Annotated in this window: 9 protein-coding genes and 1 pseudogene; 3 read left to right on the forward strand and 7 right to left on the reverse strand. The window is 60.7% G+C overall.

Features of this window, described 5'->3' with window-relative positions; translation table 11 throughout:
• Nucleotides 1-3: 3 nt before the first annotated feature.
• From E2484_RS13840 to E2484_RS13855, 5 genes are all read right to left on the reverse strand, one after another.
• The gene (locus tag E2484_RS13840; RefSeq protein WP_170977351.1) at nt 4-1,308 is read right to left on the reverse strand and encodes an ABC transporter substrate-binding protein; all 1,305 of its coding nucleotides are present in this window, start codon (nt 1,306-1,308) and stop codon (nt 4-6) included.
• A gap of 149 nt (nt 1,309-1,457) precedes the next feature.
• A complete protein-coding gene (locus tag E2484_RS13845) occupies nt 1,458-2,987 on the reverse strand; it encodes a sulfatase-like hydrolase/transferase (protein WP_137285781.1) in 1,530 nt (509 codons plus the stop codon).
• 3 nt (nt 2,988-2,990) lie between these two features.
• The gene (locus E2484_RS25035) at nt 2,991-3,227 is read right to left on the reverse strand and encodes a DUF1450 domain-containing protein (RefSeq protein WP_170977352.1); all 237 of its coding nucleotides are present in this window, start codon (nt 3,225-3,227) and stop codon (nt 2,991-2,993) included.
• Entirely contained in the window at nt 3,224-4,147 is a 924-nt protein-coding gene (locus tag E2484_RS25040; protein ID WP_170977353.1) for a glycoside hydrolase family protein, read from the reverse strand. Before E2484_RS25040 ends, E2484_RS25035 begins: the two co-directional genes overlap by 4 nt.
• Before the next feature lie 132 nt (nt 4,148-4,279).
• Nucleotides 4,280-5,341, reverse strand: coding sequence for a TrmB family transcriptional regulator (locus E2484_RS13855; protein ID WP_170977354.1), 1,062 nt, complete (start codon nt 5,339-5,341; stop codon nt 4,280-4,282).
• Between the two features lie 331 nt (nt 5,342-5,672).
• Between E2484_RS13855 and E2484_RS13860 the strand changes: the two genes are divergently transcribed.
• On the forward strand, nt 5,673-7,649 hold the full coding sequence (locus E2484_RS13860) for an amylo-alpha-1,6-glucosidase (protein WP_137285784.1): 1,977 nt from the start codon (nt 5,673-5,675) through the stop codon (nt 7,647-7,649).
• 301 nt (nt 7,650-7,950) lie between these two features.
• On the opposite strand, the pseudogene E2484_RS26305 reads toward E2484_RS13860, so the two are convergent.
• Nucleotides 7,951-8,154 (reverse strand): annotated as a pseudogene (locus E2484_RS26305) (DUF7351 domain-containing protein); the annotation flags it as partial.
• Between the two features lie 360 nt (nt 8,155-8,514).
• Here E2484_RS26305 and E2484_RS13865 point away from each other — a divergent pair.
• Complete coding sequence (locus E2484_RS13865) at nt 8,515-9,747, forward strand: hypothetical protein (RefSeq protein ID WP_137285785.1); 1,233 nt, start codon at nt 8,515-8,517, stop codon at nt 9,745-9,747.
• An 82-nt stretch (nt 9,748-9,829) separates the two neighbouring features.
• On the opposite strand, the gene E2484_RS13870 is transcribed toward E2484_RS13865, so the two are convergent.
• On the reverse strand, nt 9,830-10,657 hold the full coding sequence (locus E2484_RS13870) for a helix-turn-helix transcriptional regulator (protein ID WP_137285786.1): 828 nt from the start codon (nt 10,655-10,657) through the stop codon (nt 9,830-9,832).
• Between the two features lie 164 nt (nt 10,658-10,821).
• Here E2484_RS13870 and E2484_RS13875 point away from each other — a divergent pair, with 164 nt between their 5' ends.
• Nucleotides 10,822-11,706 carry a hypothetical protein gene (locus E2484_RS13875; protein WP_137285787.1) on the forward strand — a complete coding sequence of 295 codons (885 nt, stop codon included), beginning with the start codon at nt 10,822-10,824 and terminating at the stop codon, nt 11,704-11,706.
• Nucleotides 11,707-11,841: the final 135 nt, after the last annotated feature.

Genomic DNA, 11,841 nt, shown 5'->3' on the forward strand with positions numbered 1-11,841 from the left:
TGTCTACAACACCTCGCGCATGCGCTGGGCTTGCTCGTTCGCGACCGTCTGGGGGTCGTCGCCCTGGATGACGACGCGATTGACCGCCTCCGAGACGAGGTTCTGGCTGATGATGTTGCCGAACTCCGGAATCAGTGTCCCTTCGACGAGGTCGAACCGCTCCATGTTGTCCATCGCGTCGGTGAACTGGCTGATGGTGTCGCTCCACGCCGAGAGGATCTCGTTGTCCCTGTATGCCTCCGTCTCCGTGACGGAGGTGCGGGCGGGTATCATTCCGCCGGGTGCGGAGTGCGCCCAGGCGATGTAGGCGTCGCCCGAGGTCATGTGGTTGACCATCCGCTGGGCCGCCTGCCGCTTGGCCTGGTTCTTGTCGAATATCGTGTGTCCGAGCACCTGCCCGTACGTGGTTCTCCGGGTGTTCTCCGTGTACGAGCCGAACCCCGTGTCCTGAGCCATCTCCTCGCTGGCGTTGTTCAGGATGTGCCGGAGGATGTTGGTCGACCACATCGTCATGTGGATCTGCTCGTTCTCGTACAGTTGCCGGGTGTCGTCGAAGGAGACGGCACCGGGCGTGTACTGGCCGAGGTCTTGGACGTACTGGAGCGACTCGACCATCTCGGGTTGGTCGAACACGACCTCCTTGTCGGCGTTGAGTACGAGCGCCCCGTTCGCCCGCGCGAACTGCGTGAAACACTGACGGGCGTACGCCGTCTTCCTGTTGCCGAAGCCGATACCGTACTGGTCGTTGTCCGGGTCGTGGAACGTCTCCGCGGCCTCGAGGATGGCGTCCCACGTGAGCGGTTCGTCGAGACCTTGCTCTTCGAAGGCGCTCTTCCGGTACCAGATTCCCTGGACCCACGACGTCGACGGAACCCCGTAGTAGCCGCCTTCGGGATTACTCATGAACTGGAGCGTGGCGTCGCGGAAGTCGTCCTCGCCGAGGTTCTGGACCACCTGCGTCGCACTTTCGGTCGAGAGCGCACCGTCGTTGCCGAGTCGCTGGACCGTCTGGACCGCGAGCAGTGCGACGTCCGGCAGACGGTTCGACGCGATGGCGCTCGATATCTGCTGTTCGATGTCGTCGTTGTCGATGAACTGGGCGTTCACCTGGATGCCTTCGCTGTCCTGAAAGCTCTGAATCGTCGGTTCTATCGCCGACCGACGTTCGCTGGAGTTGTGTATGTTCCAGTATCGAATGCTGTTCGCCTGTGCCGCTGTGTGTCCTGATAGCCCCGCCAGCGTTGCCGCCGCCGCCCCACTCTTGATGACGTCTCGCCGGGTCAGTGACGATTTGGTACTTCCCCACATACCCACGAGCGATACTTCACTATCGACCATAATATATTCTTGGGCCACAACAACTACGCGGGATAGTTGTTCATCGACCACGTAACCAGGGGAACCCTGTCGCCGCCGACTCTCGTTGGCCGAGATTCACGTCGCCGAACCCCTGGCGCTCACGACGTATCGAGCCCCACGCGCTCGTATTCGCGTTCGGGAGCGTCCAGCGCGTCCAACGCTTCGACGAGTAACTCCTGCATCTCTCGTTCGAGGTCCGGTTCCAAGCCGACCAGATCGTCGCGCTGTCGCTCGTCGGCCGAGACGTCGAACAGTAGTGACCCGTCCTGTCGGCTGTTGGACATCCCCTCATGTCGCCAGACGGGAGTGTCCGTGTACGGGAGGTAGGTTCCGGCCTCCGCGTCCGTCGCGGGTTCCGGCGGCTGGAACACCCCGTACGGATCGAGCATTGTCGTCGAGTGCTGGTAGGTCGGGACGTCCTCGTCGCACCGACGATGGTACGTGTGCTCCCCGTCGGTGACGTTGACGTCCGACCCCCAGATACCGTAGAGCGCCCACTTCCGGATCTCTTCCGCGTCCTCGCGCAACAACGGGAGTAGGTTTCGACCGTGCGGTCCGTGGTCTTCGACGTCCCCGACGGCAGTAGCGAGCGTCGGGTGCAGGTCGACCGCGCTCGTCAGCGCTTCGACGCGCTCGACGTCGTCCGAGTGGTCCGGATGCCAAACGAGCAGCGGCGTCCGCGCGAGGGTGTCGTACAACGGACCGTCGATCTTACCGAGCCACCCGTGGTCACCGAGCGAGAACCCGTGGTCCGACGTGACGACGACGAGCGTGTCGTCCCACAGTTCGCGCCGATCCAGACGGTCGAGCAACCGGCCGAACCAGCGGTCGACCATCGTTACCTTGCCCGCGAACTGGGCCTTGACGAACGCCAGTTGGTCGGCGGAAAGTTCGCTCTGGCCCTCGTCGATACGTCCCCACCGGGGCCACACCGGCATCTCGGGGTCGGTCGGGTCCTCGTCGGTGTACATCGAGGCGTACGGTTCCGGACAGTGGAACGGTTCGTGGACGTCGAAGCTATCGACGTAGCAGAACCACTCGTCCCAGACCTCGTTCGCTCTAAGCCATTCTATGGCGCGCGCAAAAACCCGCGGTGCGAAGAACTCCGACTCGCGCTCGGGGGTGAGCGAGGCCACGTTGCGGGCGTACTGGGCCCGGTTCGTGAACCGCTGGGACTCGGGGTCCGACGCGCCAAGTTGGGCGGCGAACTCCGGGTCGATCTCCCGCGGTGCGGTCCGCCACGCGTCGTACTCGTGGCCGCGGACGAACTCGAAGCCGCTGAAGTCTTCGTAGTAGCCGTGACTCCCGTGCTGGAAGTAGTGGTAGTGGTCGGTGACGAGCGCCGCGGGAGTCCCCGCGCTCCGTGCGAGTCGCGGAAGGGTCTCGTCGAACGGCTCCACGGGACCCCACGTCCGCCAAAGGAACTCCCGGACGCCGGTCAACCACTCCCGACGGGCGGGCATGCAGAAGAGGCTTCCAGCGTAGTGACGGTCGAACGTGGTCGCTCGCTCGGCGAACCGGTCGAAGTTCGGCGTCTCCACCTCGTAGTCGTATCCGAGAGGCCGTTCGCGATAGGCCGAGAGGAAGTCCCAGCGCAGACTGTCGACGGAGACCAGCAGTACGTTCATCGGTCACTCCCCGGCGAGTCGGCGGACGCGTTCATCGTCGACCACGACGGTGCCGTCCAGAACGAGGAATTGACTCCGATGACACGTCCCACACCGGTCGAGACACCCGACCGACCGCGTCCGCACGTCGGCGTCGTCGAGTCGTGCTCGTTGCGATGGAGTCACGTTGGCCAGACAGTACTCGACGAGTCGCGGTCGGGCGTCGCGTTCGTCCTCCTCCGAAGGTGCGTCGTCGGTCACGGCCACGTCACCCGCCCGTATTGCAGCGCGAAGGACCCGTCCTCGCGCGCCATCTCGAAGAAGACCTCCGCCTCGTCGTCGTGTACCAACACGTCCATGTATCGGCAGGCGGCGAACTCCGTCGGTCCGACGGGATAGTCGGCGGTCGGTGCCGCGTACAGGGGACCGTCCCGAGAGACGTCGGTGACCGACTCTAGATCCGGCGAAACCCCGACGCCGGTCCGGAGGTTCCACGTACTCCCGTAGTCGCTCGTCCCCGACCCGTCGTAGAACACGAGCCAGACAGGGGCGTCCGGCGCGGGGAGGACACAGGAGATACGCGTCCGCTCGTCGTGCCAGTACTGGCTGTCGAGGACTGGTTCCGACCGTTGCGTCCAGGTCTCGCCGTCGAGGCTGGTCGCGAGGTGGGCGCGCGCCGTCCCTCCGACCGAACCGGCGTAGAACATGTAGTACCGACCTCCGACGGTCACCACGTAGGGATCCTTGACCGTCCCGCTGTCCGTCGTTCCGGCGCGGGGCCCCAGCACAGTTCGTGCCGTGGTCGGGTCGAACTCCTCTGGCCGATCGACGTCGTCGAGCTTCACGATTCGCCAGCTGTTCCGAGCCCTGTCGATCGGAAGATACAGCTTCAGGCGCTCGGTCACCGGATCGGTGACGAGGCTCACTCGTTCGATGCTGACCGCGTCCACGTCGCCCGCGTCTATCTCCGTTACTGGTTCGAACTCGTCGTCGCGGCGTCGATAGATCCGAACGCGGCCCCGCCGTTCGGGGTCGCGTTCACGGACGGCCAGGTACGTCTCGCCGTCGTGAACGTGGACACAGGGTGCTCCCGCCCAGTGTCCCTCTCCCGTGGCTGGCGGCTCCATGAGCGTCGACAGCTCCCCCGTGTCGATGACGGGAGGGACCGCGTACTGTGACATGAGGTACCATTCGACGAAGTTGTGTTTATAGCTAATGGAGCAACCACCAAGAGTAGTTGTCGGATGTTTCTGCGGTCCGGTTGGCCATCGTCGCCGCCACTCCCTTCGAAAACGGCCCCTTCCGTACGGCGATTACGCAGTTCGTTCGAGACGGATGGCCGACGCTGCGACGTCTTCGACGGCAGCCTTCCACCCGCCGACTGCGAGTATCTCGTCACCGGTATCGATGCGAAGCGTCGCCCGGACGGGAAGCGCACTGGTGAAGTCGGCCTCGACGGGACCGGCCAGTTCCGAGCCAATCACCTCACCCGTCCACTCACCGTCACGACTCTCGGCTGACCGATACCCGACGACGTGGGCCGTGAACGCCGTCTCCTCGAGTTCACTGCCGAGGTCCGTTATCACTCGCCACGGGTCGAGATACCACCGGGGGAACGCGTCGCCCGTTTGAACGACCTCCGAGGTCGACCAGAACTGCTGGAAGTAGTTCTGGAACAGGAAGACGAGGTTCGCCTCCTGAGTTACGATGTAGGGCGAGGAGTCGGCGTGTGGCAACTCGCTGCTGAAGACCCCGTAACTACGGTCGGCGACGGCCAGCGTGTCCGCGATGGACCGGCGGCGAACGTGGACGTCGGCCGGAAACGAGTCGTCCAGTTCCTCGGCCGGGGCGGTGTCGTCGTGAACTACGAGTCGGACGGTGACGCCTCGGTCGATGGCGGCTTCCACTTCGTCTGCGACCGAGTCGTAGGTCGCTCGCGGGAGCGAGAGGGCCAACCACCAGTCGGCGTCGTCGATGGCGCGGCGGATGTGGCGCCGGGCGGACTTCTCCAAACTCACCATCGAGACGAACCCATCGGTGTTCGTCTCGCGCTGGTACATCCGCGAGAGGTCAGCGGCCGCCGACTGGACCGTCGCGTTGAACTCGTCGACGTGCCGGTTTTTGAACTCCTCGAGGACCACCCCAGGTTCCGGCGCAGAGACGACCTTCGTGCCGTCCCGAATCTGTTCCTCGACGAACCCCCGCTCGGTCAGGTCCTCGATTACGTCGTAGATGCGGGCCTGGGGTACTCCGGACTCGTCGGCGAGTTCGCCCGGCGTCGCGGTTCCGAGGCTGACGGCTGCGACGTACGCCCGCGACTGATACTCGGTCAGTCCGATGTTCTGCAACTGGTCGACGAGTTCGATTTCGCTCATTTCACTGTGTCCGGTGTGGCGTTTTCCCGGCGAGAACGAGAAGTTGTCGGCTGGCAGTTCGGCCGCGGGCGTCGCTGGCATCGCTGACGTTGGTGACGTGCTGTAAACCGGCAGTTCCCCCGATGCTGACCATACGTAGATATCGGTCACCTCGAACTAATGTTCTTCGCTAGCAACTACTCTCCGTAGTGGTGATGCCCAAAAGGCTTTGTGAGTAACCATGGTAGACAATCTATGACACTGCCCCGTACCCGTCGTCGGAGCGGTCGACAGGTTCGGTCTATGCAGATGCCAAACAGACGGCAGAACCGGTCTCGGATACGACGAAGGCATGACTGAGTCGAGAGAGGTACTCATCGACGGCTACACCTTCCTCGTGAGCACCGATACGGGGGCTATCGACGAATCGGGTGGGCTCTACCACCGCGACACCCGCCATCTGTCGGCGTTCGACGTGACGGTCGACAACGTCTCGCTGTCGAACGTCGGAGCAGAACTCCGAACTCCCTCGGAGCGGACGCTCTACTTCGCGGACGTGTCGTCGTCGGTGAATCGACTCTCCGAGTCCGCGGCCCAGAAGCACACGGACGTCGTACTCGCTCGCGAACAGTCCCTCTCCGAAGGCGAAGGGCTCACCGAACGTGTACAGATGTACAATCACGCCGCGGCCGACCGTGAACTCACGCTCCGCGTCGCGTTCTACGCCGACTTCGCCGATCTCTTCGAGGTCCGGGGCTTCAAATCGGGAATCGACCGGACCGCCGAGTCGACTGTCGCTGCAGACCACGTGCGATACGGCTACGAGTACGACACTCCAACCGGACGACGAACCGCGGAAACGACGGTGACGTTCGACACGGAACCCGACGCACTGACCGACGGGGAGGCTAGGTTCACCGTCGACCTCGGTTCGCAGACCGACTGGTCCGTCGAAGTGACGGTCGACCCGTCCTCGGCCGGCGGGGGTTCGGATTCGGACGCACTCCCGGAGATTCCCGTCCCGGCGACCGGCCGTGACAGCTACGACCGGACCTTCGAACAGGCCGCCGCCGATATCCGGGCCCTGACGACTCTGACGGACCACGGTCCGGTCCCGCTGGCGGGCGTCCCGTGGTTCGCGACGGTCTTCGGCCGCGACTCGCTCGTCGCAGCCTATCAACTACTGCCGTTCGTCCCCGAAGTGGCCGAGGGGACGCTTCGATACCTCGCCGCCCAGCAGGGGACCGAGTACGACGACCGGCGCGAAGAGGCCCCTGGAAAGATTCCGCACGAACACCGACACGGCGAACTCGCGGCGAAGGGACTCGTCCCACACACACCGTACTACGGGACCATCGACGCGACGTTGCTCTGGCTCGTACTGCTCGAAGAGACGGTCCGCTGGACCGGCGACGAGGAGATACTGGCGGACCTCTGGCCGAACGCCGAAGCGGCAGTGGACTGGGTCGACACGGCCGTCGACCGAATCGGTGACGACCCGTTCCTCTACTACACGGCGAGTCCGGAACACGGTCTCCATCACAAGGGCTGGCGGGACACGGAGGCGAGCATCCAGTTCGCGGACGGCGAGTACGCAGAAGCCCCGCTCGCGACCGCCGAAGTCCAGGGGTACGTCTACGACGCGTACCGACGCGTCGCCCGTCTCCTCGGGGACTGCGGGTCACCGGACCGCGCCCGAACCTACCGGGAGCGCGCCGAGACGCTCGCCGAGCGCTTCGACGAACGGTTCTGGTTGTCGGACCGGCGGTACTACGCCACGGCCGTGGACGACGACGGTAGACTCGTCGACTCGCTTACGTCGAACGTCGGTCACTGTCTCTGGTCGGACGTGATACCCGAACACCGGGCGCCGGACGTCGCCGACCGGCTTCTGGGGCCGGCGTTGAACGCGGGCTGGGGCATCCGAACGATGAGTTCCGACGACGGCGGGTACAGTCCGGTCTCCTACCACGCCGGGAGTATCTGGCCCCACGACGTCTCGCTGATTGCTCTCGGACTAACGCAGTACGGGTTCCACGACGCCGCCGAGTCGGTGGCACTGGACGTCCTTGACGCGAGCACCCGTTTCGAGCAGAACCGGTTGCCGGAACTATTCTGCGGGTTCACCGACGCGGTCCGCCCGCAGGAGTACCCGGCAGCCTGCAATCCCCAGGCGTGGGGAGCTGGTGCCGCGTACCTGCTCCTGCGGGCGCTGTTCGATATCTCGGTCGGGGACGACGATACCATCCAGGTCGGCCACCGACCGAACTCGTTGTCCGAGGACGGTATCGTCCAGTCGCTGGCGTCCAACGAATCGAGTAACCGATGAGTTCTCTGCCGTCTTAGCGTCCTCCCCGTGTCCGCGTCTATTACGTCGTCCTCGCCTATCACTTTTTCCCCGGTTCGACTAGATAGCGGTACGTGCGTGTTCGTCTCGACTGACACGGAAGGCATCACCAGATCGCGGCCGCGAAGGACGTAGCCGAAATTGACTATTCCGTGTCGAACGACCGTATCGGGCCATCCTGGTTTACGGTCGCGGAAAGAGAGCCGTCATCGAGGTCGACCCGGAATCGAAGTGGGTCTTCGGAGACGATAGTTTCGGCTCCAAATTGGCGGAATTCGAACTTCTAGGGCGGTGTTCGTCGAAGGTCTCTCCCACGGCCAGCGAAGAACTGGACAACTCGTGGATGAGTGGCGATACAGCCACCAACAGCTGTCATAAACGGATTCCCACAGTTTTTACACGGGGCCTTGTACAGATAGCCGCCGAGTTTCTCGGAGTAATGTATCGTACCGTCGATTCGACCGTGGCAGGTCGGACAGACGCCGGCGACTCCGAGTAGGACTACGCCAGTGTGGCTTTCGACTGACGCTCGTTCAGGACGGAAAGAACATCACCGTAGATCGGATCGATAGACGAATTGCCCGTAACCTCTTTTCGGACAGTCGCCTCGCCGCATTCGGTGTTCCTAATCTCGATTAATCGTATGCATAGTGGGTATTGCGCAACAGAACGCCAGTATTTCCTAACGAATGAATCGAGTAGCTTTCTCTGGACATCTGTAATGGCAATTACGATGGAATAACGCTACGTTGGCGATTGTAGATATCGACGGATTAGTGTTTTCTGGCCGAATACAGTCCTAACAATCTGCTATCTTTTTACGGATTAGGTTCCTATCCTGTTCAGTATGAGGGGGGTCAGCAACGTCTTTCAGGGTCTTGCGGATGTCCTTGAAACGGTCGAAACTTATGGAACAAACGAAACGGGGTTCGAGATTACGTCCTTAACACCCATAAATCAGGACTTAACATCCTCAAATACTTTGGCTGTAAAACTCGAAGGGCAAATTCCACTACTGGAAAATTGTGGGAAATCTGAACAGCAGAATATTACTGTAGAGGACGTTCAGTTGACCGACTGCGGCTCACTACAAGTAAAGTTCCATATATGTTCTTTAAACTCCGAATCGGACACGGAACTGGCCGATTCTCGATCGGAAAATAGAGACCGGTCACGATCAGATGGAGTCCCGTCGACTGCGCAATCTGACAATCAGCCGAAAACCGAACCAGACACGTCCGGTTCGGAATCAACAACTGACAGACAAACGGAGGTGCCGGCCTATCGAGATCGTGACCAACTGCGGGAGGTCTACGAAGCCCACGATACATTTAGCGAAATGACCGACGCGCTCGACGTCGACGTCACGCCACAGACGGTGCGTCGGTACATGATCAAACACGATATTCACGAACCTGCATCAAATACCGGGTCACAGACAGCGGAGACGTTGCGCGAGACAAATCCCGAAACCGTATCTGAATCTCGTGATGAAAAATCCCCGAAGACACTCGAATCGACCGGCGCATCTACGTCTCTACCATCGACTCCACAGACGGTCAACGACGTCCCGGTATCAACGGACGGTCACAGTGGGACTAGCGACGAAGACGCTGAATTAGAATCCCAGGGTGAGCGTCCGACGGACATTCCAAACTCCACTGCTGGAGCTACGGCGGTAGAATCAGCGACGGGTACCGAGGATGCGTCAACAACGACGGGGGAAACCGAAAACGCATCGACCCGGGAAACGCAAACATCGACAGATGAGGACAGAGATGCGGAGCTATCGCAAGACAAAAACGACGCTATTGATACCGACATAGTCGATGAAATCGACCTCTCGGACCATCTCACGCTTGACGACATTCGGACGACGGCCCAGAACGCTCAAACACTCTACGAGGCTCAGCAACAACTCAACCTCGACCGGGAGGATGCCCGGAAGTTACTACAGGAATTGAACCTGCTGGACCTCGTTCACGGACGTGTCGCAACGCGTGATTTGACTGGTCGGACCATCGAAGACATCAATCGCCGCCTCCACGCGGCCACGACATCCGAGTACGAACACATCTAGGAGTTCCCTTGCTGCATGGTCTCGACACGTCCTCGGATACTATTTGCGGTCCGACGAGATAGGCGGCCCGTGTCGTCTGGTACTACTGTGTTCTGGCTTCAGGCCCATCCGTAATCTGTTGTGCCTGAGTTCGATAGCGCTCGAAAAGGCGGGTCCCCCATGCGACTGCCTCAGCGGTGTCGTTCACGATGATTCCCCTGACATTTTTATTATTATCGTAGACTACGAGACAGACGTGCTCGCTCCCGTCGATAGTCGGTAGAAAGAGTCCGAACGGGACGTCGGGAGTCACGTATGCCGTATAGCAGTCGGCGTCCATCAGTGATTCGAGGATGTCTGGAGCGGTTGCTCGAAAATTCTGGTACATTCTCTCTCTGAACACTATTTCGGTGGGCATCCCCTCAGAGACGATTTGCTGTTGGAAGAGTTCCAGCGCATCCGGCGACGTATGGGCATACGCGAGACCTCGCACCTCCGAGGCTGCGTCGATGAGGTCGGCAATCCGCGACGTGGGAGCATGGAGTGCCGGCTCTTCTGCAACGAGAATCTCGGCATCGATTAGAAGGCTGACACTGAAATCGATGTCACGTGGGAGTTCAGGAAGGAGGACCTCTGCGCGCTGGACCTGCCCAACGTAATCTAAAACCAAGTTGTAAATGGCAAGGAGTGTCCCGCCATACAGCGTCGTGCGATAGCCGTCCGGGGTACGGTGGGCGAGTGCTGCGGATTCAAGATCACGGAGTGCCCGATCGACAGTCGACCGCGAGACATCGAGCTTCTCCTCCAACGAACGTTTGTCGTACGTGTCGGTGTCGAGGACCGCCAAAAAGTCGTACCGCCGCTGAACCAACGCAATGAGCTGCGTCGGTGGTTGCTTTCGATCCACCACAAGTATCGATATCCACTCCATCAATGGGTGGCACTGCTTATAATCTTATTCGATTAGCACGTCCGGGGATGGGACGGAAGAGGAAATAACATCGCTGTGAACAGCAGATTTTTATATGAAAACACACGGACTGACGATTTCCGTAGGAGGTGACCCTATTCGAGTGGCGAGTGAGGCGGTCATCTATGGAGGCACAGGAACCAGACCTAAGTCATGTCTTCCGCGAACTCGCAGATATTCTTGAACTCTTCGAAGAAACCGGGTCAGATTTCACTATTACGCACGCAACACCGAACGACCAAAACCTCCTCGATACCAATACCTTTTCCGTCGAGGTTGGAGCCCGCATTCCGTTCCTTTCACACGAACTCCCACCGTCTCGTGACGATATGGAAATCAAACTCACACCGACCGAGGCGTCTCTCAGGAGTGATGGGTCTCTCCATATCGAGATGAAAATCACCGCAGGATACGAGGACGAATTGGCACCCGAGGACGTCAGTGCTTCGGCAACAGACATAGACATCGACTCGGAATCGGTGTCACTAGATGGGGCCTCCGATGCAGATTCCTCGAGTAGCGACGGTGATGCCAACCCAAAACCAACAGCGACGACGGAGACGGACAACACAGATGAGAAGCGAACCCATACCCGAAGCACGGGGGCTCTCCGCGATGCGTCGACCGAACCCGAGAACGGGACACAGCAAGACGAGACCACTCCGGACCAACGGGAGAGAACTGACGAAGACCCTGGCTCCGACGCCGAAAACCCGCCGTACCGCGACCCGGAGCGGTTGCAGGAAGTGTACGAGGAGTACGACACGTTTGACGAAATGACCGACGCGCTCGACGTCGACGTCACATCCCAGACGGTCCGTCGGTACATGATCAAACACGATATCCATACGCCAGCGTCTGAAACCGGCTCCCACGCCGCAGAAACTCTCCTCAACATGGACCCAGATGTCATCACGCCCCAAAAGACCGATTCCGAGACGCACTCCGACGAGGACCATGGGCGAACACACCCGAACAGTCGGAAAACCCCCCTTTTCAAAAGATTGTGAACGCCGTCTCCCTTGGATTCCTCTTCGTCGCGACCACGGTTGGCCTGAATATTACGGTTACTGGTCCCGAGTATGATTTCCTGGCCGCTGGTGGACGTGTTACGGCCACGATTTTTAGTGGTTTTGTGACGATTT

The sequence above is a fragment of the Halorussus salinisoli genome, from assembly GCA_005239435.1.
Classification (GTDB): Archaea; Halobacteriota; Halobacteria; order Halobacteriales; family Haladaptataceae; genus Halorussus; species Halorussus salinisoli.

Coding starts and splice junctions, on each gene's coding strand:
- E2484_RS13840 (WP_170977351.1), bottom strand. CDS start 1,308: ATGTGGGGAAGTACCAAATCGTCACTGACCCGGCGAGACGTCATCAAG.
- E2484_RS13845 (WP_137285781.1), bottom strand. CDS start 2,987: ATGAACGTACTGCTGGTCTCCGTCGACAGTCTGCGCTGGGACTTCCTC.
- E2484_RS25040 (WP_170977353.1), bottom strand. CDS start 4,147: ATGTCACAGTACGCGGTCCCTCCCGTCATCGACACGGGGGAGCTGTCG.
- E2484_RS13855 (WP_170977354.1), bottom strand. CDS start 5,341: ATGAGCGAAATCGAACTCGTCGACCAGTTGCAGAACATCGGACTGACC.
- E2484_RS13860 (WP_137285784.1), top strand. CDS start 5,673: ATGACTGAGTCGAGAGAGGTACTCATCGACGGCTACACCTTCCTCGTG.
- E2484_RS13865 (WP_137285785.1), top strand. CDS start 8,515: ATGAGGGGGGTCAGCAACGTCTTTCAGGGTCTTGCGGATGTCCTTGAA.
- E2484_RS13870 (WP_137285786.1), bottom strand. CDS start 10,657: ATGGAGTGGATATCGATACTTGTGGTGGATCGAAAGCAACCACCGACG.
- E2484_RS13875 (WP_137285787.1), top strand. CDS start 10,822: ATGGAGGCACAGGAACCAGACCTAAGTCATGTCTTCCGCGAACTCGCA.